The organism is Thermophagus sp. OGC60D27 (assembly GCF_052400625.1).
Taxonomy (GTDB): Bacteria; Bacteroidota; Bacteroidia; order Bacteroidales; family Marinilabiliaceae; genus Thermophagus.
This window is the reverse complement of record NZ_JBQTGH010000010.1, coordinates 101,055-126,296: the sequence shown is the minus strand read 5'-3', so window position 1 is coordinate 126,296 and position 25,242 is coordinate 101,055. Positions and strand designations below refer to the sequence as shown.

Here is a 25,242-nt window from a genome sequence, read left to right as displayed (position 1 = left end):
AATTTGTCAAACATTTAACACAGCAATCATGGCAAACGCTCAAAATTTTACAGTAAGCTTCATCATTCGAACCGCCAGAATGACTGAAGGACAGGCACCTATCTATGCCCGCATTTCCATCAATGGCAAGCGAACCGAATTTTCCATCAAGAGATTTATCTCTCCGGAATTGTGGAATAAGGAAGCAGGAAAGGTAAAGCCAAAATCCAGAGAAGCTGCTCAAATCAATCCTTACCTCGACAAAATCAGGAAAAGACTTTGGGAATGTTATTCCGAATCCCTCCTGAACAACAAAGTCATTACAGGATCCTACCTCAAAAACCTCTATTTTGGAATTGATGAAGAAACCTTAAAAACCACGAAGGACCTTTTCGAATACCACAATCTGACAGAAAGGGAGAAGCTCGACAAAGCCACTTTTGCTCACTATCAGACTACACAGAAGTACTTCAATGAGTTCCTTAGCAAAAAGAAAAAGACCGAAATCATCCCATTAAGAACCATCGATTACAAAACACTCGTTGACTTCGAGCTATTTCTAAGAAAAAAGACAGGCTTGAATAGTGCAGAAGCTATGCACACGAATACCGCTATGAAACACTTCTGCCGAATTAGAAAAATGCTAAATCTCGCTGAGCGACTCGAATGGATACAAACAAACCCATTTAAGAACTACAAAATCAGATATGAGCGAAAAGAAAGAGAATATCTGAATGCAGAACAATTAGAGAAATTGGAAAACAAAGAATTCTCAATCCAGAGGATTCAACTCGTCAAAGATTTATTTGTATTCTCTTGTTATACAGGAATAGCCTACATAGACATTCAAAACCTGATGAATGACAATTTGGTTAAAGGAATAGACGGTCAGGAGTGGCTTTCGTTTCAGAGACATAAAACAAAGTCAGCCATAAAACTGCCGTTACTCAGAAAAGCCAAAGACATTATAAACAAATACACCAATCACCCAACTCTGGAAGAAACCACCTGGCTATTTCCAAGAATAAGCAACCAAAGAACCAATGCCTACCTCAAGGAAATTGCCGACCTGGTAGGCATCAGACAGAACCTCACCTTTCACATGGCCCGTCACACCTTCGCAACCACCGTCACCTTAAGCAATGGCGTTCCCATCGAAACCGTTAGTAAGATTCTGGGGCATACAGACCTCAAGACCACCCAAATTTATGCCAGAGTAATAGAGAATAAAGTTGCAAACGATATGCAATCACTCAGAAACAAACTGGAAAGACCAGACTTCCAATCTAATAGAAAAACAAATCAATAGCATTTGTTTTGTTTTATAGAAAAATCAGGCTACTTTTAACATACCAAAACCAATATTTAACCCAAAACACCCTAAAATGCAAAAGAGCCTGGTTTTTCTTGAGGACCTGGTATCTAAAGCCGGTTCCATTCCATACCTCAAAGATGAGCGTAAACTCAAACAATTAATTACCTCCTTCAAAACATTTGTTTTCAAGCTGGCAGCTCAACCTTCTTCAACCAAAGAGAAAAAACAAACCTTGTCATACCTTATTGATATCGTTTCGCATATCATGAATGACAGCTATAATAAAAAAGAACCAGCAACCAGCCCGTTAAATCAACTCGTAGAATTCATCCTGTTCCTCGAATTCAATTACCAAACCCTGTTCAACTATCAACTGAACACCCCGCGATACATGGCTGAATTACTTCGCGAAGAGTTAAAAAACAAACACCCAACCCTTCATGCCAGGCTGAGGGACAAAGGAATTCCGGATAATTTGATAAACGTCACGCTGAAACCAATCCGGTCCAATTATGAAAAACAAAAAAACATTCGGTTTTATCGATATTTCTATTTATCCAGATATCACCAGTGGCTAGACGAATTTCTTTCAACAAACTGCCACTTTTATGATACTGAATGTGACCTCATATGCCTTCTGATATCCAGAAATCTCAACACAATCTCTTTCCAGGCATATCTCACCAATTACATTAAAACCCTTTTAGAAAAACAACCATCTCCCCTCGAAAAATCAGACATCCTTCATAATCTAAAAATTTGTCTTTCAGACTTACCCCGCACAACATTTATGATGTACTCCAATAAGACCCCTTCTACAAAAAGCTTTTTTCAAAAAGCCATCAATTCCAGAATACAATATTTTGACAAAAAAGCAAGTACCATTCAGCCTAATGAATTAAGAGAATCCCAAAAATCTTACTCAAAAACCAGGTTGCAAACCTCTCTCAAAGTCAGTCACCTGGGCATTCTGTGCAGACTACTCCATGAACAGGGGCACATCATTAATGCATCGTCAACAGAACTCACAAACTCACTGGCTACACTCCTGGAACTCAAAAACAGGGAACAAATCTCCCCATCCAGCCTGCGCAATAAATTCTACTCCCCCGACGAAAAATCACTCAAAGAATTCAAGTCTATCATCAAAACTTGGGATGAAAAAATCAACGAAATTCTTTACGACCTAAATTACAAGTAAAAGAACAAATCACAACTCCATTCATCCCAAAACCCAACAATTATAAGCATCACAAACCATTTTCAGGAAATTATTAAAAAATCTCCCGAAAAACCAGCTGCAACCCAAATGTTAAATTTCACTTTTTTTCAACCCTCCAACCCCTATAAAATCAGGAGTTGCAGTTGGGTTGCGCAACCCACTGCAACCCATAATTTTCTCCTCAGTTTCTCATATTTGTTGCATCTCAAACTTCATCGGAAAAATTATGAGTATTCAAATTGTAACAACAGAGGAACTTCGCCTTTTAAAGGAAGACCTCATCACCGAAATCAGAGCCATTCTGGAAGAAACTTCAACAAATTCCACTGATGGCCGAAAGTGGCTGCGCTCAGCCCAGGTGAAAGAACTCCTAAGCATCTCTTCAGGAACACTCCAGAACCTTAGAGTAAATGGCACCTTACCCTTTACCCGTATAAATGGTGTCATCTATTACAACAAAGACGATATTGACGCTCTCCTAAACCAAAACATGGTCCGTTAGAAGGAGAAAATACCAATTACCCACACATTTTTGAACGGATCGCCTGGCTTGAAGAATCCGACCTTGACAGATATGCCTAAAAACAAGCTTGTTTTATCGTAAAATCGTTTCTGTCTGAATCTCGTGCGCACAGCAAGCGAGATGAGTTTTGACGATTTCGATAAAAGAACTGTAGTTTTTAGTGCGAAAGCTGGCTCAGTCTTGACCTTTTTTTGATTACTTTTTTTGTGTCAAGACAAAAAAAGTAATTCAGGGTCTAAGGGATGAAATCCCTTTACCCACAATTCCAAAGAATGTTTTTTTAAGAAAAAAAAGTTTCTATTCAAACAGCGTGCTGGCCAGCCCGGTTTCCGGGATGGAGAATGAAAACAAAAAAACCACCCAATGAACTACATCAAACACCTAAATCTAATATTCGCGGTGTTCGATCACGACAAACGACTCGGCCCCTACCATGTAATGATCTACCTGGCACTTTTCAGGGAGTGGAACCATACCGGATTCACCAACCCTATCCAGGTAAACAGGGAGCTCATCATGCAAAAAGCCAAAATCAAATCGCCTAAAACCTATGCAAAAACAATCAGAGAAATGGCAGACTGGGGATACTTCAAATATGAACAGTCAACTTCAAGAGTTTTCGGCAGTAAAATTTACATGTTCCCGACTAGTTTATTTAGGGAACAAGTCATGCCCCCTTTTTATAAACATATAAACAATAAACCAATATATAATGAGACAGAAAATAATTTTCAAATTCAAAATTTCACTGCTTACGCGACTGAAAATAAAAAATCAGCATCCCAGGGTGCTCCAACCAACCTGCAACACGTCAAAATCTATTTCAACGAAAAAAAAGCTCCGGAGATGGAAGCAGAAAAATTCTTCAATTATTATGAAGCACGAAACTGGCTCAACAATTCATTTAACCCCATCATCAACTGGAAGGCTGCCGCCCGTAACTGGATCATCAACATCCTGAAGTTCAACCCCCAAAAAACAAAGAACCGAAGAAAAAAGCCACCTCAGCAAGTTCCGGGAAATCACAAACTCAACCAAAACAAAAATTACAACACCCCCCTCTAATCTCACACCATGAACAACAATACCTCTACCAACACTCAGCCCCCAACCTCCACCCCCCATGCTCCAGGCTCCATGCCCCATGCGCCTTGCTCACTACTCCATGCCCAATCCCCCGGTAACCATTAACCTCATGTCCCCCTACTACCAAAAAGCATTCACATACCTCCAACAAAAAGGAAGAGAAACGTATGGAAATTTCTTCCTCCTATACCCTAACGATACCCAGGTGATAGGAAAACTACTGGCGTGGTTTCTTCGCGACAAAGTCACAGCTGACCTCAAAGGCATAAATCTCCAAAAAGGAATCCTCCTCACCGGCCCGGTTGGTAGCGGAAAAACATCACTTATGAATCTAATGCGACATTTTTCACAAGAAAAGGCACCCCATTTCATGAAACCATGTCGCGACATTGCTTTTGAATTTGAAAAAAATGGATTTGAAATCCTTCGCCGATATTCTGGTATCACATACTTGGCAGGTTCAAAACCAAAAATCATCAAAACATTTTGCTTTGACGACCTCGGAACCGAACAGATCCTTACCCATTATGGAAAGGAATGTAACGTAATGGCAGAAATCATTCTTTCCCGTTATGAAAACTTCATCCGTCATCAAAGATTAACACATTTTACCACCAACCTCTCTGCTGACGAAATTGAGAATGTTTATGGTTCCAGAGTAAGATCACGACTTCGGGAAATGTGCAATCTTATCGCCTTTCCAGCAAATACCCCAGACAAAAGGAAATAAGAGAATAAAAAGAAAAAAGTGTGATATATCACCTCCTTTCCCTACAAATACCCCACAATGCTGTTTTTTTTTTAATTTCAGCAATTTAAACTCAATTTTCAATCACTCATCTACATTTCTTATTTAAACCGTATCAAAATTAACAGTAACAAATACTTTTAAACTATTGCAGCAATTTTTCCCAGACCAAATGATTATATTTGTTTATAGATTATTCAAAACATTTGCTGGTATGTTTTATTTGTCAGTTGTTAAATCATCTCCCTTCAATAACTGATCATTAATAAACATCATCAAATTACCGACACAGCCACCTTAAAGAATTAAAAATCACAATCAGGAGGAAAGTCAAAGACTTAAATTCATGAACAATCATTATTTGTTTATGAAAAGATTAATTAAAACCAAATGAAGAAGCCAGACACAGCCAATAGCATAAAAAAATTCATACTACACCTTCACCCTTTAAAAATCGACACCCGTGCCATTGCCTTTAATCGCACCTTCGGGCTGGGAGGGATCGCAGCGCTATTGTTTACGCTACTCTTTATAACAGGCATGATGCTGAGATTTGTTTATATTCCCTCAGCTGGTCAGGCTCATGATTCTATTCTCAATCTTAAGGAAAACATCATTTTTGGTAACTTACTGCGCAATCTTCACTATTGGAGTGCCATGATGCTTGTAGTGGTTGCTTTTCTTCATCTGGTAAGGGTTTTTTATTCACAATCCCTGTTCCAGGAGCGACGTAAAAACTGGCTTTATGGCCTTTTACTGATGTTTCTGGTTGTCAGCGCCAACTTTACAGGTTACCTGTTACCCTGGGATCAGCTCTCTTACTGGGCCGTGACCATCATGACTAATCTTTTGAGTTACATTCCTCTTCTGGGTGACAACCTTGCCGGTCTGATTAGGGATGGAGACTCTGTGGGTGAAGCAACATTGTTGCGGTTCTATCATTTTCATACAGGTCTGCTGCCATTGGTGATGGTCTTTTTCATGACCATACATTTCTGGTTGGTCAGAAAGGCCGGAGGAGTGGCGCTCCCAAAAGCAGAAAAGCCACAAAAAGTGGATACACATCCCCATCTCACCTACAAAGAAGCTTATGTTACCCTGATAATCATTCTGGCACTTTTGCTGTTTTCTATTTTTGTGGATGCACCTCTTCTCGATAAGGCCAAACCAACAGTGAGCCCTAATCCAAGCAAAGCTCCATGGTATTTTATGGGCTTTCAGGAATTATTGATGCATGTACATCCTGTTTTTGGATCTTTCATCATCCCACTGGCAGTCACCACCTTTTTTATTGCTATTCCGTTTTTTAAATTCCCGGAACTCAAACCCGGTGTTTGGTTTCATTCCCCTAATGGAAAGAAAATCACCATTGTTTCTGCAATTTTCTCCGCCATATTCACGTTTATTTTTGTCATCATCAATGACACGGTATTTGATTTCAGTAACCGGCTGGCTGACTGGCCATCATTTTTAAGTACCGGCTTGCTTCCAACTTTATTATATCTGCTCCCTGCCTCCGGATTTGTTGTATTCATCGGCAAAAGATATAAAGCCAATCGAATAGAGCTGATTATTGGGATTGTCAGCATTATCCTCTCGGCTTATATCACAATGACCCTCACCGGAAGCCTACTCAGAGGTGAAGGCATGCAGCTTATTTTTTAACCATGAGTGTGTAAATTTTGTTTTGCAATGGAAAGGATTAAAATAAACAGACGCAATTTTTTCAGAAAGTTTTTATACTGGCTGCTCACCCTGCAGTTTATATACATCATCTTTCGTCTGCTGAAACCCGGTGAAAAAAATACTGACATTGAGAAATATTACGATGCAGGGGATATTTCTTTTTTTGAAAACGGGAAAATGTATCCCTTCGGATCGGAACAGTTTTATCTTCATCGATTGAGCGACGGAGGTTTTCTGGCGGTATCATCCAGGTGCACACACTTGGGGTGTACGGTTCAATTTAATGTAAATCACAACCGGTTCGAATGTCCCTGCCATGCTTCAGCATTCAACACCAACGGGCAGGTTCTTTCCCCCCCGGCCAACCGCCCCCTTGACTTCTATCCTATTATCTTTAAGGACAATCATGTACTGGTGGATGTCAATCATCCGGTTAAGCGAAACAGCCACGATCCCTCACAAATAAAGTACGTCTAAAATCATGAAGCTTTCATCATACAAAAAAAACACCCGAAGGTTGGGAGTCGTGATTATATTCCTGATTCCTGCTTACCTGGGTATAAAACTGGCAGTCAGTACTCCGGATCAGATTTCATTTCAACAAAAGCAACGTGCTGATTTTGTCGGGAAAGAGAGCTGTAAGGACTGCCACCTGGGTGAATACAACGACTGGGTGGGCTCCCATCATGATATGGCCATGGATGTTGCCAATGATTCCACTGTGCTGGGCAACTTTTCCGATCAGACATTAGAGGGTCAGGGGAAAACCCATAAAATGTATAAAAAAGGGGAACGGTTTTTTGTCTATACCGATGGGGAAGACGGCCAGATGCAGGAATTTGAGGTGAAATATGTTTTCGGTTATACCCCTCTTCAGCAATACCTGGTAGAGTTTGACAGGGGACGACTTCAGACTCTTCCCATCACCTGGAATACGGTGGATAGTGTGTGGTATCACATGGCCGATTCTATCTACAAAGAGGAAAACATCGATCATGACAACTGGCTGCACTGGACCAATCAGGCTCAGAACTGGAACGGCATGTGTGCTGAATGTCATTCAACCAACCTGGTAAAAGGATATGATCATGAAACCGATTCTTACAACACCACATGGTCAGAAATCGATGTGAGCTGTGAGGCCTGTCACGGTCCCGGCTCCCGACACGTGGAATGGGCCAACTTACCTGAATACTCGAGAGAGGATTTCACCAATTATGGGCTGGAGGTTAAAACCAGCGGGATTGATCATGTTCAGTATGTGGACAACTGCGTTCGCTGTCACTCCCGCAAAAGTTCGCTGGGGGATTTTGATCATTCTGCCGCCAGTATTTATGATCATGTCATCCCCGATTTGCCCGATGAACCCAGCTGGCATGTGGATGGACAAATCAAGGATGAGGATTACGTTTATGCCTCTTTCCTCCAGAGTAAAATGTACGAGCGTGAAGTGCAATGCAACGATTGTCACAACGTACATAGCGGAGAACGTCTTTTTGATGACAATGAGCTATGCTTTCAGTGCCATCGCAGCGATATCTATGATACTTATGATCATCATCATCACAAACGAGCCGGAGAATCCGGAGAGGCCGTTATCTCAGAATCCGGAGTGAAGTTCGAGGTAGGCTCCGGAACCGAGTGCGTAAATTGTCACATGCACGGACAATATTACATGGGTGTAGATTATCGCAATGATCACAGCTTTCGAATTCCTCGCCCCGACTTATCCATTGAAAACGGCACGCCAAATGCCTGTAATCAATGTCATGCCAATGAGACCAATGAATGGTCGGAAAGATACATTACAGAATGGTTTGGTAAACGCAGAAGATACCACTATGCTGAGGCCTTCGCCGATGCAAAAGAGGGAAAACCCCGTGCGGCAGGTAACCTGAAATTTATTGCAGAAAATGATCTTTACCCTCCCAATATCAGAAGTCTGGCCATCCAGGATCTGGGTACCTACTTCCCTGATTCTCTCGAACCGTTGGTCGACAATTACCTCACACACATGGATCCTTCATTTCGACTGTCCGCCATGCGAAGCATTCAACAACAAACGGATAAAAATATTGAACGTCTGCTGACGGGGTTAACCGATGCCACCAAAGCAGTAAGAACAGAATCGGTTCAAAGATTGATGCAGGCAGGAGAAGACCGGATTCCCGGAAAATACAAGAGTGCTTACAAAAAAGCACTGGAGGAATATCAGGAAGTGCTGTTTTACAACGCTGACTTTCCTACCGGAAAGTTGAATCTGGCCAATTTTTATTATAACCAAAATCAACTGAATCAAGCTGAAAAGTATTACAAAGCCGCCCTTGAACAAGACAGAGAACTGGTATTCATTAAGCTAAACCTGGCCTATCTGTACAACCGGGCCGGACAAAACGACCGGGCGGAAAAACTTTTTCGTGAATACATCGAGGATACTCCTGAGGATGCAGATGCGCGCTTTTCTTTTGCGCTACTGCTCACCGAAGTAGGCAAATACGAAGAGTCCCTGAATACACTACTCGAAGTAAGAGAGATGACACCGGAAAGACCAAGAGTCAATCACAACATTGCCATGATGTACGACTTCATGAAGGACAAGAAAAGGGCTGAAGAATTTCTTTTAAACGAAATTGAAGTTTTGGATAACCTAAACAGCCAGTCGGAGCTACTTCGGTTTTATCTGGACAACAATTACGGCCAAAAAGCATTACAATTTGGAAAAGAGATTTTGGAGGATTACCCTGAAGCTACAGAGGTAGAGCAGGTAGTGAAACAGCTGGAAAACTCTTTGTCTGACTGATAATACTCTGTCGGTACAACGTGAAGCAGACAACTCACTCAGGGGCTGAAAGGATATTGCATAAAGATATTAACATTATAGAAATTAACAACGCATAATCAGGTGCAGCAGAATAACACATAAGGCTCTAATTACAAACCACTCACCGTGAGTGCCTTTCTTTAAAATAAACCTTGAATTTAGTCGGCACTTGAGAAAAAAAAATTTAACATCTTTCTAACCGAAAGAATCCTTTTGTGATTAAAAAGATTCACTATTCAAAGACGCGGTGGCCTGTCCGCTTTCCGGGCCGGCGGATGGCGGGAAGCCAAAATGGGCGAATTTCATGGCCTTGCGCAATGGCCGGAAATTTTGGCTTTCGCGGGCTGATAGGTTTAAGCGGACTAGACTTTTTTCGTTCTTTTTGGGGCAATGCCAAAAAGGACAATGTAAAGAAATCAAAAGTGGGAATGCTGACTTTTTCAGCAAGACATAATTAACCCACATTATTTTAAACTTAAAAAATTTTCAAGTATGAAAACCATTCAATTCATCATCCTTCCGCTCTTAATGATATTCATAATTAGCTGCCAGACCAAACCAGGTAAAAAGAACCAAACAACAGACGCCAAACAGGAAACTGCAGAACGAGAAAATACAGGGACCAATCAACAACTGGTATCAATCCACGAAAGTGCTTTCAATGGGAATCTGGAAGCAGTAAAAGCTCACATAAATAATAATGAGAATCTGGATGCCACCAATCCTGACGGACATACGTCCCTGATGCTTGCTTCTTTTAACGGGCATACAGATGTAATAAAGGTATTGCTACAAAACGGCGCAGACGTAAACATCCCAGACAACAAAGGGCTGACTCCTTTGCACTTTGCGGCATCAGGCGCCTTCCCTGAAACTGTAAGTCTTTTGCTGGAAAATGGTGCAGCAATCAATTCCAAAGATCAAATAGAACATTTTACACCGCTAATGTACGCAGCTGCTGAAGGAAATATTGAAGTGGTGAAAGTGTTGCTTGAGAAAGGTGCCGACACGACCCTCACCGATGATGATGGCGATGACGCAGAAGCATTCGCAAAACAAAACAATCATACCGATATCGTGGAAATACTACAAAATCAAAAAGACAAATAAACCGAAACCAACCCTTAAAATAAAAAAGAGGTTCTTCTATTTCAGAAAAACCTCTTTTTTATTTGCGAACATAACCCGATTATTTTTTGAAAACTAATCCATCACCTCTTTGGGAGAACCTGCGAAAAACCGGGGATTCGAAAATTTAATCGTTTCCGGACCTTCAGTCTTTACAACCAGATAAATATCGTTTTTCCCTCTTGCCTCACGAAGGAAGGTTTGGACCTTCCCGTTATTAACAACAGAACTCTCTTCATTAATCAACAATGTTCCCATAAGCAGTCCGTCTTTACCACCTTTTCTTATTTCTATCCGGCCCTCTTTAACAGGTTTATCCAGGTCCACTTCGAAATAGTAATAACCAGTTCCCAAATCAACTTTTTTGAAACTTACAACTCCTGTCCCATTAACTGAAAAAGCTCCATTTTCAATCGTTGCATTTTCCATTTTTGATTTTTTGCAGGCAAGAGCTATAGAAAAAGGTTGTTCTATTTCAATTTCCCTGACACCTTCAACAGTTTGTTTTACTGGGATCACCGATCCGTCTTCATTGTAATTAAGGTAATCAACACAAACAGAGCGCTGCGTCCAGTTCCCTTTGTCCTTAAACTCATCCAAGCGCCATGAAGATAGAGCCGAGGTATGATAGAAGAAATATTCCTGACCATGGTATTCAACAACCGCACCATGATTGGATTGGGTTAAACGCCAGGGGACATAATCATATCCGGGTAATTTAGGACCATTATCCACATTATAGCCCAACTCATAATTTATGGGCCCCATGTGTTTTAGTGGACCGGTAGGTGAATCCCCCATACTATAATCCAGATGAGATTTCGTACGATTCTGATCATCAGGGTTCTCTTTAGATACATCCCCATCGTATTTTGTATGGTAATTGAAGTAATACTTTCCGTTTCGCTTGTGCATCCAGGCTGCTTCCATAAAGTTTTTTGCCCCATAATCAAGCTTAAACATTTCACCATCAATTTCACGCATATTATCCTTCAGCTTCCCCATCAAAGCCTGATTCCAATAAAGATAAGCCTCTCCGTCATCATCAATAAAGACAGACGGGTCAAGTCCAGCTCTTTCAACCCCCTCCATACGGTGATTAGTGATTGTAAAACGTTGATCCATGCGATCACTTTCCGCAACAACAATGTATCGCTCTTTGGATCCGTCAGCCAGGATATTGCGCATCGGCACATAAAGGAAATAGGTTCCATTACGGTAAACGATATCTGGAGCCCACAAGGCCCAGTCTTCACCTTCAGGAACATCAAAATCCTCCACTCCCAAAATTTCACCATGATCCACCCAGGTCACCATATCTGAAGTTGAAAAAGCATGGATGGCATGCATGGTGGCATATCCGCCCCCATCTGCATGATCAACCGAAGTAACCATCCACAATCGGCCGTCAGGCATGACCTTTGGTGCTGCATCGGCAGTATACATGTGGGTTATTACGGGATTCCCATATGGATAAGGCTTGGTATTAATCTGCTTACCCTGGGCAGAGGCAACACCAGAGAAAAGAAGACTCAGAATAAAAAGCTCAAATTTTTTCATAAATTTTCTTTTTTAATAATTCTAAAATAGCTCCACATCAAAACAAGGGAAAGGCTAAGAAGCAGGAATATTCATTTTTTATTCGATCTCCACTCCAAGTTCTTTCAGCCCTGCAGCACCATTCAGAAAATGAGCTGTTATCCAGAAGACAGTCCAATCCTCAATATACCCCCCTCTGAATTGAAGGGGATTCTTTCCTTCCACATGCGCCTGACTGTAATTTGTTTGTTGAGGTTGTTCTCCCTGACTACCATAAGGATCGATCAACTGACCACAGCTACGATACATTAAAAGGGCAAGTTCTTTGAGCTGCTCATCTTCTGTAATTTGTCCCAGTCGATAAATTTCGGGTGTCATCAAAACTCCATATACATCAATGTGCATATTTTGAACCGAGACTGCCGTCCATCCACTTGTCTTAAAATCATGATCCCTCAACCGTCCGGCAGGCATATCAACGTCCCAAACATAAGTATAAGACAACACGACATCACAAGCATGTTGGGCAGCTTCAAGAAATTTTTCGTCTCCTATGGTTTCAAACAATTCCAAAAAACCCTGAAATGCGGCATAGGCTCCTTCCTTATCTTCGCAACTGGCATCCAGCGTACCTCCCCAATAAGGTTCTTCCATATTGAAATGCCTATTATAATAATGATCGCCTGCTTTTAATGCTGCCTGCAAATATTTATCATCCTTCAGTATTTGAGATGCTTTACATAAAGGGGCAATAAAGAACCCCTCATTGGTCGATTCAGGCTTCCACTCCAGGGATAAAATTCTTTGAGCATGAAAATCTGAGGCCTTTTTCAAAAAACTTTCCCATTTTTGAGGATCCAATCCGGATTTTTTTGAAGCATTAATTGCATTGGCCATATTATTCATAGCTTGTCCCTGTGATAAAATCTCAGGCATTGGTTTCCAGATGCGCTCTACCCATTTTTGGTCATCAACAGAATACCAGGTATAAAATCCTTTTCCGTCTTCACGCATTTTTATGTCGCTGATAAAATCAAGGGATTTCTGGGCCATTTCCATCACCTCAGAAGGCTTTCCAACATCATCTTGCAGTACCTGAAATGCATACCCCGGAGCAGCAGCCTGACCAACCCATCCCAATACCAAATATTTTTTTAACGCATTATCAAATTGATTAAATCCACTGGCTTTGCCTTCCTCTATCCATCGGGATTCTGCAAAACGATATTTTGAAGCCAGTATATCCTTAATAGGAGGAAAGGTTTTTAATTCAACCGGCTGAAAAAGGTCAATTGAAGTATGTACAGGACCAGTGAAGCTATTGCCTTTTTCGGAACCAGTAGTTACCTCAATGTAAAAGGTCTTCTCAACAATTCCTCCGGGAGCAATATTTAGAAAAGCATCATTGTAAGAAGCCCAGATATCTCCTTCCTGAAAAGCTTTTATTACACTTTTCATTCCATTTGAAGCTGTGGGCCCTGACAAAGCTACCAATTCGGTAGTTTCATGTCCTCCTTTCAATCCTAAAGACCACCATTGATCCTGCTTATTGGCATAAGGAACAAGAGATGGTAAAGAATGTAAAGCAACAGATGTCACGCCATCATCCCCCTGTTTTTCTAGCATAGCAAAGGGCATTGGAAACCGGTGCTCTTCAAATAGATGATATTCTCCTTCCTGATTACCAAAAACCGGCACATTACCACTTCTGGCACCAGAGGGATTGCCATAATAATTGATCCCAGGGAGAAATGGCTTAACCGCTTTGGACTTCAAACTGAAACGGACACTTAACGTTACTTCTCTAAGCGTATCCTCCCCCGTCCAATGGAACCGGCGTGTACATTTTATAACACCTGGTTTCACCATGGCGTAGGCATCTCTTAAGCTTAATATTTCACCCGCTATTTCAATTTCACCCGCCAATATGTGATTCGGGCCCGATATCTCAAAATGTTTCGGAGAAATATTTTTCCATTCTTTAATCCAATTATTATCCCATCCAAGGCCAATGCTCCATAGACCTTCAGCAGGCTCTGAAAGGATGGTTTTACCCTCCTCTTTTACCTGAAAGTGAAAAGCACCGTCGATTTCCGTTATTTCAAAAATTCGTTTGAGCTGCCCGATGGCCGGATTACATGCACCAATAGCAACAATCAAGAGAAAAGTTATTCTCCATACCAATTCTGATCTCATTTCAACTTCTGTTTAAATGTCACCCGCTCACCGTTAAGTGAATATTTCAAATAATTCATTAATATTTTTCTGGCCACAATAGCCGACCTGGCTCCACTTGAAATGGCTCCTTTCAAATCCAGACCTGAAACAATAATACGCCCCATTCCAACTGGAATAACAGCAACAGCTGTAAAGACTTCCTTACGGTGATCGGCATAAACGCCCACTACACTTTCCCCATCCGGCAATCTTAATCCAAACCTTTCGCGATTGTACCGTGCAAGGGACTGATACTCCCAATTAAAGGCAGTATTTACAGGCAATCCTTCAAAAAGCGGATGTTCTCTGACAAAATAATTTCCACCAAACCAATTTCTGTCGATGTGTTCCATTCCGCGATACTCAATAATTTCCTTGTCATCGAAATAATTACACCAGTTATCAGCTCCGTCAATTACAAGCATCGTATTGCCTTCAGATATCCAGTCAATTATTGGATCATCCATTCTGAAATTACCTTTGACAAACCCCGGTTGAATATCTTCCCCTACAATTAAAACACTTTTTACGGGGCGTCTTTTCCGTGCACTGTATTCCGAATAATCTATCCCGTCAATTAAATTTAAAAGTTTCTGAACGTTTCCGGAGGTATCTGCCACTTCAAAATCATTTTCAAATTTCCAAACCGGCTCATCCAGTGCAAATAGCAACTCCCGCCCTTTAGCAATAACCTGCTGTCCTTTCAGAAGTTCCGCCTTCACCAAACTATATCCAGGATGACGTGGTGAAATAACAAATTCATCCATCAGCAATTCCCCATATTTCACTCCTCCTGAAACAACAACGGGAATAAGATTGTGAGAAACAACCCCCAGAGTATCGGAAACAGTTATTTTTAAATTAAAATCTCCATGCAGGTTTTCCTCATTGACAATAAAGAAATCAGCCAGTACACTTTTATTAACCGCTGAAACCTTATTCCTGAGCTTAACCGCAACATAAAGAGGCTGATTGTAATAAGCCATGATAGAATCATCCGCTTTGGGATTTCGATAGATGTCCACAATTCCGGAGTGGTTCTCAACTTTCGTGTCTTCCCACCCATTCACGACATAAGCATCCCCGGTATTTCCAATCCGGAAGTTCTCAATAATTCGCCCCTGATAGTAATGAGCATTCTTAGCAATACTTTTTGTTAAAGCATCCACCGAGGGAAAACCTTCTTCAAAGCCCTTATTTTTTATGTATTCATCATAAACATCATACATCTGAAGGTAAGCATCACCATCCCAACCTCTTTTATCATTTTTATTCAGTTCTTCTTTTATAAACTCCAATCTGGGCAAGGTGCCTATCGCACCATCTTCTCCAAGCATCACAATCTCCTCAGGATGACCATAATGACGATAAATATCAGAGGGTTTATTGTAAAAATCATCGGCATATACTCCCGGTCCGCCTGCATGATGTTCATCCCACCATCCAAAATCATAAATAGTGTGATCATAAGGCAACATGTGGGACTTAAAAGGTGCGGGCGTCTTGGGACATTCACCTTGATGAAATTTAGGCCCGAAATAAGTAGAAGTAAATGTGATTATGCGTGTTTCATCAACCCTGTGTGCTTCTGCCATATCTTTTAGCTCATTTTCAAAAGGCTCCCGGGCCGACTCATTAATCATATTGTAGATTACCATGGAAGGATGATTCCGATCTCTTTTGACCATTCTCAACAATTTTTCCCTCTTCCACCTCTGCAGCAAGTCTGTCTCATTCGGCTTATATCCCCCAGGCTCCTGATAATATAAAAGACCTAATTCGTCGGCATAATTTAAAACAAGGGTCTGCCCTATACCGCGATGAAAATTAAGCATATTCAGTCCAAGTTTTTTGGCAGTGGTTATCTGTTTTTCAGCCAATTCAGGAGTTGGATAAATACCATTAACAGGCCAGTGTCCCCAGGATATGGCACTCCGGAGTACAATGCGTTGCCCATTCAAAAAAAACATTTTATCCTCTCCAACCTCTTTAACTTCAAACCACCGAAAACCAAATCTCACATTTTCAATATCCCGGTCTCCTCCTTCCGATTCCCAATCTATATTCAAATAATACAACACCGGATTTTCAACACTCCAGGGCAATGCATCTTCAACTTCAATATGCTCAGTAATTATTTTGGTTTTATCGAAAGCACCGACCCTGATAGTTCCTTGTTTAACCAGTTCCTTTCGGGAATCCAGTATCTGATAACTCAATTTCCCTTGTTCTCCTTTTCCCTTCAGTGCAGTGACAGTACATTCCAGGTCTATAGCTTTAAGATCAGGGCCATTCTTCACAAAAACATCAGAAATATGAGTGTCATCTTCGGCACGCAAAACAACACCTCCGGTAATACCTCCAAAACCATGACTGGGCGGTATAAGTTGGTCGCCCCAATAAAAAGCATCCCAGTCCCGCCATGCAAAATTGCCACAAGGGTCGGTTATCCGGACAGCTATTTTATTCATTTCTCCAGGTTCAACAAAAGAAGAAACATCTACAGAAAAAGGTGTTCCATTAATCAAGTCATATCCAGCCAGTTTATTATTTACAAAAACCTCAGCCCGAACCCTGACACTTTCGAAATCCAGAAAAACATGTTTCTTCCTCCATTCTTTTGGTACTTCCACTGAGGTAAAAAACCAGGATACACCGGTATAGTTTCCTGCAATACCTGTGCTGTTCCCGTTTTCTCCCCAAAAATATTCCTCTACAGTTGCCGGAAGGTTTGTCTGAGTGTCTTTTTGTTTGTATAGCTTCTCCCACCCAATGGTCGGTTCATTGACCGGCAATTCAGCTACATTAATCGGCGGAAGAAATAAAGAATCATCCACCCACTGGGCCGCTTCATCCAACCAGATATTCCAGGTCAGAGATGAACAATCAATTACTTTTTGAGAAAACATATTCCCCCCAATAAAGAAATTGAAAGCAACAACTGCAAAAAATAATTTCTGTCTCATTTTTCGTTTTTTTTAAGATTTTCATAGATGAATCGAATTCACCCTTTTGCTTGATGCTGAGTTGAAAACCATCTGACATGTGGGTCAATAGTACCTGATTGTGCTTTCAAATCCTCATCTCGTCTGAGGTTTCTTTCTTGTGACGGATCATGAAACGTTTTAAGAATGATATATCGAATGGTCTTAAATAGAATTTTTAGATCCATCCAAAAAGTGGGATAATTAAGATAAACCATATCATAATACAAACGATCGGTCAACTCCTCTATACTGCTGGCGTATCCGTATTTTATCATTCCCAGAGAGGTGAGTCCGGGCTTTTGCTGATAAATAATTTTGTAATAAGGCACTTTATTCGTCAGCAAACGGGCAAAGAAAGGTCTTTCAGGCCGAGGACCAACAAGAGCCATATCGCCTTTTAGTATATTCCAGAATTGAGGTAGTTCATCAATATGCCAGTAGCGAAGAAACTTGCCTAACTTGGTAATTCTGGGGTCATATTCCCCTGACAATTGGGGCCCGTTTTTTTCTGCAGAAACCCCCATCGTTCTGAATTTGTAAAGTGTAAAAGGGCGTGCATTTTTCCCCAATCTTGTTTGCTTGTAAAAAACAGGTCCAGCCGATGTAAACTTTATTAACAAAGCAATAAAAGGCAGAAGAATTCCTAAAAAAATGATTCCTACTAAGGAAATTATTTTGGCCAATATTATTTTCAATATTTGATCAATAAAATTAATCTTGTCAGAAAACAACCGGATGTGTGGAAGATCACTAATATTTTTCATGCCTGTAAGACCGGAGAAAAGACTTATATCAACCGGAATAAATTTTATGACAGCCCCCGAAAATTTTAACTTTAAAAGTAGTTCCTGAGATATTTCGATCTTCCAGGGATAACCAATTATAATAAGCTCATCAACGGGATCGGTATCCAAAGAATCAAAGAATTGCTCTACTTTCCCGGAATATGAATAAGAAATAACAAACCTTACATCACAAAAATACTCCAACTGACTGTATTGATGACAATTCAAATATTTCCGGATGCTTGACAAAATCACCTTATTGGGAATTTGAAAAAAGAGCAATACCAATTTCCTTTGATCTTTCACTTTCCTCTTGATCATTGTTGATTTCATTTAAGTACGAAAATAAATTCTCCGCTACTGCCCTGATGTTTCGTCTTGGATAATATAGAACCTACACATCCGTATTTTATCAAATCATCTTTTAGAGACATTCTAAAAACAAGAAACATCATTAATACTTTATGATATTTTTCAGCAATCGCCTGGCTACTACACTTGCTTTCTTATTGCCAGCAAGAGCTCTTTCAAAATCAAGGGTAGTTACAACAATTTTTCCCTTTCCACAGGGCAAGATGCTCAATGCAGAATAAAGCTCCGCCTGATGATCAGCATAAACACCTACAACTGTCTCTCCATTTTTTAAACGCATGCCTTTCCGGTCGTTTTTGAAATCAGCAAAGACCTGATATTCCCAATTAAATGCAGTATTGACAGGTAATCCATTATAATATGGGTGTTTTTTGTTGAAGAAATTCCCTCCGAACCAATTCCCCCTGATCTCTTTCTCTCCCCTGTAATCAACTATTTCTTTGGAATTCAAAAAGGTAAGATAGGCAGCAGGATCATCGAGTACAATCAAAGTATTTCCATTTTTTACCCACTCAAGCATTTTGTTTCGTATGTGGAAATGATTGAAATAAATACTTTCCGGCATACCTGCAGTGATGATAATCTTCTCCCTGGGAAACCCTTTATCGTATGCATTAAAATCAATATTGGCAGCTTGAAGCATTTTTGAAACCACTTCGCTCGTATCGTAAACAGCAACCATCGGAAGGTTGTCCACGACCGGATCAACGGCAAATATTTGATCACTTCCGGAAGCCAATGCGTTGTTATGCTTCATCAAAACTCCTTTGACAGTAACATAGCCTGCGTTTTTGATTTCAAGACTGATATCACTTACCAATAGTTCGCCATAAGTAGTTCCTCCTGTTACTGTTACAGGAAAAGCCTTTTCATAAAAGACACCTGAAGAATCTTCAGCAGTAATGTGAAGCTGATAATTGCCGGAAAGATCTTCCTCATTAACAATATAGAAATCAACGACAGACCGTCTGTTTTTCTCAACAACTTTATCGCGTACTTTCACTGCAACATATAACGGCTGATTATAGCGGCTAATCAATTTAGTATCTCCTTTGGGATTTCGGAAAGGATCAACTATCCCGGAATGATTTTCAATTTTAGTCCCCTCCCAACCGTTTACATAATAACCATCCACGGTGTTACTGATTCGGATATTTTCAATAATCCGCCCCTGATAATAGAACGCAACATTTCCAAGTGAGGTGGTTAGATCATCAACTTCAGGAAAAGCATTTCTGAATTCGTTCTCATCAAGAAAATCATTATAGGCTTCATATTGTTTCAGATAAGAATCACCATCGTACCCTGTTTCACCAATTTCTTTTATTTTTTCAGCCATTAACTGCAGTCGGGGCGGTGTTCCAATAGCTCCGTCTTCTCCCCATTGAACAATTTCCGAAGCATTATTCGAGTTGCGGTGAAAATTATCGGGCCCATTGTAAAACTCATCCCGGTAACTTCCCGGCCCGTCCGGATGATGTTCATCCCACCATCCGTAATAATGCACCTCATCATCGTAGGGAAGCATGTGCATTTTAACCCCTGCTGTATCCCATGGCATAGCTCCTCCATGAAATTTTTTAAACAGATTGGTTGAGGTATAAGTAATTATTCGGGTTTCATCAATTTTATGAGCTCTGACAATATCTTCTTTTTCATGAGAAAGCGGATCCCGGCCTGATTCATTAATCATGTTATAGATTACGAGAGAAGGGTGATTCCTGTCCCGCCGAATCATGCGAAACAATTTCTGCCGGTTCCATTCCTGTATGAAGCCCGAGCCTGCCGCTCCTGTTTTGTAGCCTCCCGGTTCAGCATAATAAAGCAATCCCATTTCATCAGCCAGATCCAGAATCTCGGGATGCCCGATGTTCCGATGAAAATTGAGCATATTTAAGCCCAAAAGCTTGGCTGTTTCGATTTGTTTTTTGGCCAAACCGAAATCGGGGAACTGACCATTAATGGGCCAAAAACCCCAGGAAATGGATGAAAGAACTACGACCCTTCTTCCATTAAGGAAAAACATTTTGTCGCCTTCCACATCTTTTACCTCAAACCACCTAAACCCAATTTTTCGATTAAACTGATGCTTATCCCCCTCCTCAGGAAGCCAATGAACTTGAAGCTCGTAGAGATTTGGATCTTCAGGCGACCACAACCTGGCCTTTTCATACTCCAAAGAAGTTTTTACAACAGGTGAGGCTCTATTCGAGCTGACTTGCATTTGTTTCTTAACAACCGGTTTATCAGCCTTTCCTTTCTCCCATAGTTCAAACATCAAAATACCCTCAAGTGATTTTCCATCTGCTTGTGCCAGCGAAACCTCCAGATCAATACTATTTACCTGAGGGGTGTTTTTCACAAATACATCTTCTATGTAAGAATGTCCGGTAACACTCAAAAAAACTCTTCCGGTGATTCCACCGAAACCATGACTTGGTGGAATCTGGTAGTTACCCCATTTATGTGGGAAAAAATCCATCCACTCAAAATTACCATCCGGGTCAGTTATCCGAACGGCAATTCTATTTTTCCCTCCATACTTTAAGGCCCGGGACACATCAACCGAAAAAGGAGTTCCGTTAATCAGATCATATCCAACCAACTGCTCATTAACAAATACCTCTGCTCTCATCCGACAACTTTCAAAGTCAAGCACAACTCTCTTCCCTTCAAACGATTCGGAAACATCCATCTCAGTGAAAAACCATGACACTCCTTTGTAATTACCTGCAACTCCGTATTTATTACCGTTAAAACCCCAGAAATGCTCTTCTACAGTGGCCGGTAAATGAACGGCTTTTCCTCGACCATCAAACAAACCACTCCATCCACAGGTGGGCCTGTTGTATGGAAGATCTTCCAATTGAACGGGTGGTAAAAACAGACTGTCATTCTCCCATTCAGCCTCGGAATCTAACCATATTTTCCAGTCCAGATCTGATAAATTCACAAAATCCCGATTAGCTTGAGCTTTCAATGAAGATAAAAAACTAAAAGTCAGCAGAAAAAAAAGCAACGATAGCTTCATAGTTTTGTTAAATTAAACATTCCATATACAGGAAATATGGTTAATTTGGCCGGTCACAATATTTAAAAGACATAAAAAGAGGTAAAGTCGGGACAAAGTATGATAGTGTATTCCTTCACCCCGACCTATAAGCACCAACAAACCTATTTTATCTGATTAGGAATTTCTCAACAACGGCACCTTTTGCATCATAAAACTTAGCAAAGTAAACTCCGTTTGAAAGTCCTGGATTCAAATTATAGGTAGTATAAACTTCACCGGTTAACAGATCCTGATCTACCTTTACCCCTTTTGAATCAAATATTTCCATCTTAACTACCGGGCTCGAATAGGTCAAGTTCAACTGAAGAGCACTATCACATATTACATTAGACACTAAAAATCTGGGGGAACCATCATCTTTAATAGTAAAAACCGGATTGCTGTCATCAAAAGCAACAAATTTGAGATAGTTCAAATCAACTCCATAGGAATCAGCCATAATCCTGAATCTCAAAAAATGATCTGAGTCAATAGAAAGTCCCCTAAACGATGCATCGATCCATCCATTGGTATTTCCGGGAACAACGGTTTGCGCAATACATTGCTCACCATCAAAAAACTTCAAAATCACGCTATTCGAATTCGAATTGCGAACCCTGGCCTTCAATTCATATTTTCCTTTATCAAAGTCCTGAATAGTATATTGAAGCCATTCTCCTTCATTCATGGAAGTAACATGGTAAGCCCCGTTTGAATCATCCGTGATTTCAATATCTACATTATCATCCCTGTAAACACCGCCTGCATTTCCTTTTGTCAGGTCATAATAAGTAAGTCCGTTAGCACCTTCATCATAGTCCTCTGCTTCAATAATTCCCGGAATAGATAAGGCGTTAGGTTCAAAAGAGTTGTTCTTTAAAAGTTTCTCTTTTAGCTCTTGTCCGATTTTCTTCATACTATCAATTTGTGCACTGAGCTTCTGCACGAGGTTTCCATATTGGCTTTGACCATAAAGGTTATTCCATTCATAAGGATCAGCTTTCATATCATACAGCCGACTATTGTTTCCATCTTTCACTAATCTGTACTCATTAGTTTTAATATAGTCTATACCTGCATATGTCATCATTACGGGCCAATCCCAATCCCGTCTTGAGGGATCTTCAAGCAAAGGGGTAAGACTACGTCCTTCAATATCCGTTTTAGGAGCCAGTCCGGAAAGCTCCACTAAAGTAGGATAGATATCCTGCATACTTACAACCTTTTCACATACCTGCCCATTTCCTTCTGCCGAAGGATCATAAATGATCATGGTGGTATGATTGGCTTCATCCCATGTACTAAATTTACCCCAGTGACCTTTTTCACCCAGGTGCCAACCGTGATCCCCCATAAATACCACAATGGTATTATCTTTATAAGGACTGTTTTCCAGGGCATCCAGCATTACGCCAACGTTGTAATCTGCCAATTTGCAAGAAGCCAGGTAAGCATGAATGGCTTCCATCCACTTATCGTTATCAACAATCTCCTGATGAATATCATTACCCGCCTCATTATTATAACCTTTGGGAACTACCATATCTGCACGGTCAAATTCTTCCCAAAAACTTAAAGGACTATGCCATGCCATATGCGGTCTGAAAACGCCACAGGCAATAAAAAAGGGTTTATCCTTATTTTCTGATGTATCATATCCTTCAATTAATCGGGCGGTGTTCATGGCCAAATGATAATCGCCACAATTATTCTCATTCATGACCCGTTCATTGGCACTCCAACCATAGTTACTTTTTGTCGTAAGAAAAAACCGGTTAATGTCCCCACCATTACATCCGGAATTACTTTTATCCAATGAATCCCAATGAGTAGGATCTGTTTCTTCATCCCCCATAGTTCCTGGATGCCAGATCTTACCTGCCGCATGAGTAAAATACCCGTTATCCATAAAATACTGATGCAAGGTTACAATGTTTTCAAAACCTTCTTTATGACGAACGAAACCACCTCCGTTAGTTGAAATTCCGGTAGTAGAGGGGCGAAATCCTGATAGCATGGCATTTCTGGAGGGATTACAAACAGGAGAGGCACAATGAGCGTCATTAAAAAAAACACCTTTATCAGCAAGTGCATCAAGATTTGGTGTTTCTGCTGCCGGATAGTAACCATCCTTACTGGTCCAATAGTTAAAATCATCGGCCATCAAAAATAGAATATTCTTTTTTTCCTGCCCTTTGATTGAAAAACCAACAAGAAACAATAAGGAAAAAAGCACAAGGTTTGAACTGATTCTTTTCATGACTGGTTTTTTTTATTTTGAGGAATAGACTCCTGAGGAAGCCAGGTCTTTAATTCATCCATTAATTCCCGGTATTCAGGCTTGCCGGCAAGGTTTATAAACTCATCGGGATCTGCATTACGGTCATAAAGTTCCTCTTCTCCATTCTGATAGTGGATATAATTCCAGTTATCAAGCACCACCGAATGACTGCCTTGTTCCCAGGTTATAATAGCAGGCTGTTTCCGGGATGCTTTGGGATTAATCAATAGTGGCTCTAATGAATGTCCCTCCATACTTTTTGGAATATCCAAATCAAGAAGATCAAGAACGGTAGGATAAATATCCAAAATAGAAACCGCGACATCGGTTTCACCGGGTTGAATTGTATTCTCCGGAAGTCTTATTATCATTGGAATTTGAGTGGCCTGACGCCAAAGAGAAAACTTCTCCCAGCGGTTTTTATGTCCTGTTTGAAAACCGTGATCCGTAACTAAAATTACTATAGTATTATCTTTATACGGACTATTATCTAGGGCACCCATGAACTGTCCGATACAGGCATCAGCAAAGGAACAACTCGCCAGATATCCTTGTACAGCCTTTTTGAGCTGGCCTTTTTCTTTGACTAATTTCACAAAAGGACTTGACCAATTGACCTGCCCCGCTTCTGGAATATCTCTCATGTCATCCTCAGGCAATTCAGGAAGTTCAATTTCATCCAGTGGATACATATCAATAAACTCCTGAGGTACAATTTGCGGTGAGTGGGGACGGAAAAAGCCTAATCCTAAAAAGAACGGATTTTTATGATCCTTTTTCAAAAAGTCAGCACCAAATTCGGCAATTTTCCAATCACCACAAGCTTCCTTAGCCTGAGGAATTCCTCCCCATACACCAAAGCGGCAGATATATTTCATTCCGCTGTTCTGATATTCTCCTTCAACAAAAGGCTTTTCCGCACCTTCCAGCCAACTAGCAAAACCATCTTCATTCAAGAACAATTTATGCCCGGGAGTTCCAACATTGCCTTTCCATTGAAAATCCCAGGACATGTCATCGGAAAGTTCGGCCGGTTCTTCCTTTGTGCCCCGGGGATGATGGAATAACTTTCCAGCCGCAACAGCAACATAACCCTCCTGGCGCAGCCTTTGGGGAAGTGTTATTATATCCTCGCCCCCCTGTCGCTCTCGGAAATTCCCCTGATTGGTGTACTGCCCGGTAGTTTCGGGTCTCATACCGGAAAAAAGAGCAACACGGGAAGGATTACAGGCAGGAACAACACAATGTGAATTTGTAAAAAGCCTTCCTTCCTTTGCCAGTTGATCAATATTGGGTGTTTTAGCATTACCTCCTAATGCCCCAACCCAATTATTCATATCATCCACTGCAATAAGAACAATATTAGTTTTTTCATCAAACGTTATAACCTTTTTCTCTGTTTCCTCACCGATAGAAGAACATTTGGAAAAGAGCATTCCAATGAAAAGGCCTCCAATAATCAAGAAGCCTTTTCTGCCTGTTTTGCTAAAATCCATGCCTA

At 40.7% G+C, this 25,242-nt stretch carries 16 protein-coding genes; 9 read left to right on the top strand and 7 right to left on the bottom strand.

Annotated features, from left to right (window positions below; all coding sequences use genetic code 11):
* The first annotated feature begins 28 nt into the window (after nucleotides 1–28).
* The 9 genes from ACT29H_RS13140 (at nucleotide 29) to ACT29H_RS13100 (ending at nucleotide 10,490) form a co-directional block, all read left to right on the top strand.
* Nucleotides 29–1,288 (top strand): site-specific integrase, encoded by a 1,260-nt coding sequence (locus tag ACT29H_RS13140; RefSeq protein ID WP_444822099.1) that lies wholly within the window; start codon nucleotides 29–31, stop codon nucleotides 1,286–1,288.
* A 76-nt stretch (nucleotides 1,289–1,364) separates the two neighbouring features.
* On the top strand, nucleotides 1,365–2,495 hold the full coding sequence (locus tag ACT29H_RS13135; protein ID WP_444822098.1) for a hypothetical protein: 1,131 nt from the start codon (nucleotides 1,365–1,367) through the stop codon (nucleotides 2,493–2,495).
* Between the two features lie 247 nt (nucleotides 2,496–2,742).
* On the top strand, nucleotides 2,743–3,018 hold the full coding sequence (locus tag ACT29H_RS13130; protein WP_444822097.1) for a helix-turn-helix domain-containing protein: 276 nt from the start codon (nucleotides 2,743–2,745) through the stop codon (nucleotides 3,016–3,018).
* A gap of 384 nt (nucleotides 3,019–3,402) precedes the next feature.
* Complete coding sequence (locus ACT29H_RS13125; RefSeq protein ID WP_444822096.1) at nucleotides 3,403–4,104, top strand: hypothetical protein; 702 nt, start codon at nucleotides 3,403–3,405, stop codon at nucleotides 4,102–4,104.
* Between the two features lie 58 nt (nucleotides 4,105–4,162).
* Entirely contained in the window at nucleotides 4,163–4,855 is a 693-nt protein-coding gene (locus ACT29H_RS13120) for an ATPase (RefSeq protein WP_444822095.1), read from the top strand.
* Nucleotides 4,856–5,263: 408 nt separating this feature from the next.
* Nucleotides 5,264–6,538, top strand: coding sequence for a cytochrome b N-terminal domain-containing protein (locus ACT29H_RS13115; RefSeq protein WP_444822094.1), 1,275 nt, complete (start codon nucleotides 5,264–5,266; stop codon nucleotides 6,536–6,538).
* Nucleotides 6,539–6,565: 27 nt separating this feature from the next.
* Complete coding sequence (locus tag ACT29H_RS13110) at nucleotides 6,566–7,036, top strand: QcrA and Rieske domain-containing protein (RefSeq protein ID WP_444822093.1); 471 nt, start codon at nucleotides 6,566–6,568, stop codon at nucleotides 7,034–7,036.
* Nucleotides 7,037–7,040: 4 nt separating this feature from the next.
* Nucleotides 7,041–9,359 carry a multiheme c-type cytochrome gene (locus ACT29H_RS13105; protein ID WP_444822092.1) on the top strand — a complete coding sequence of 773 codons (2,319 nt, stop codon included), beginning with the start codon at nucleotides 7,041–7,043 and terminating at the stop codon, nucleotides 9,357–9,359.
* 513 nt (nucleotides 9,360–9,872) lie between these two features.
* Nucleotides 9,873–10,490 (top strand): ankyrin repeat domain-containing protein, encoded by a 618-nt coding sequence (locus ACT29H_RS13100; RefSeq protein WP_444822091.1) that lies wholly within the window; start codon nucleotides 9,873–9,875, stop codon nucleotides 10,488–10,490.
* 93 nt (nucleotides 10,491–10,583) lie between these two features.
* Here ACT29H_RS13100 and ACT29H_RS13095 read toward each other — a convergent pair whose 3' ends face one another.
* From ACT29H_RS13095 to ACT29H_RS13065, 7 genes are all read right to left on the bottom strand, one after another.
* On the bottom strand, nucleotides 10,584–12,068 hold the full coding sequence (locus ACT29H_RS13095; RefSeq protein ID WP_444822090.1) for a family 43 glycosylhydrolase: 1,485 nt from the start codon (nucleotides 12,066–12,068) through the stop codon (nucleotides 10,584–10,586).
* Nucleotides 12,069–12,146: 78 nt separating this feature from the next.
* Nucleotides 12,147–14,243 (bottom strand): hypothetical protein, encoded by a 2,097-nt coding sequence (locus ACT29H_RS13090; RefSeq protein ID WP_444822089.1) that lies wholly within the window; start codon nucleotides 14,241–14,243, stop codon nucleotides 12,147–12,149.
* Nucleotides 14,240–17,230 carry a glycoside hydrolase family 2 protein gene (locus ACT29H_RS13085; protein ID WP_444822088.1) on the bottom strand — a complete coding sequence of 997 codons (2,991 nt, stop codon included), beginning with the start codon at nucleotides 17,228–17,230 and terminating at the stop codon, nucleotides 14,240–14,242. Before ACT29H_RS13085 ends, ACT29H_RS13090 begins: the two co-directional genes overlap by 4 nt.
* A 38-nt stretch (nucleotides 17,231–17,268) precedes the next feature.
* Nucleotides 17,269–18,357: a sugar transferase gene (locus ACT29H_RS13080; protein WP_444822087.1), complete on the bottom strand. Its 1,089-nt coding sequence runs from the start codon at nucleotides 18,355–18,357 to the stop codon at nucleotides 17,269–17,271.
* Between the two features lie 133 nt (nucleotides 18,358–18,490).
* Nucleotides 18,491–21,439 carry a glycoside hydrolase family 2 protein gene (locus tag ACT29H_RS13075; RefSeq protein WP_444822086.1) on the bottom strand — a complete coding sequence of 983 codons (2,949 nt, stop codon included), beginning with the start codon at nucleotides 21,437–21,439 and terminating at the stop codon, nucleotides 18,491–18,493.
* A 148-nt stretch (nucleotides 21,440–21,587) separates the two neighbouring features.
* Nucleotides 21,588–23,720 (bottom strand): sulfatase-like hydrolase/transferase, encoded by a 2,133-nt coding sequence (locus ACT29H_RS13070; RefSeq protein ID WP_444822085.1) that lies wholly within the window; start codon nucleotides 23,718–23,720, stop codon nucleotides 21,588–21,590.
* Entirely contained in the window at nucleotides 23,717–25,237 is a 1,521-nt protein-coding gene (locus tag ACT29H_RS13065) for a sulfatase (RefSeq protein ID WP_444822084.1), read from the bottom strand. The genes ACT29H_RS13070 and ACT29H_RS13065 overlap by 4 nt, the downstream gene beginning before the upstream one ends.
* Between the last annotated feature and the right edge of the window lie 5 nt (nucleotides 25,238–25,242).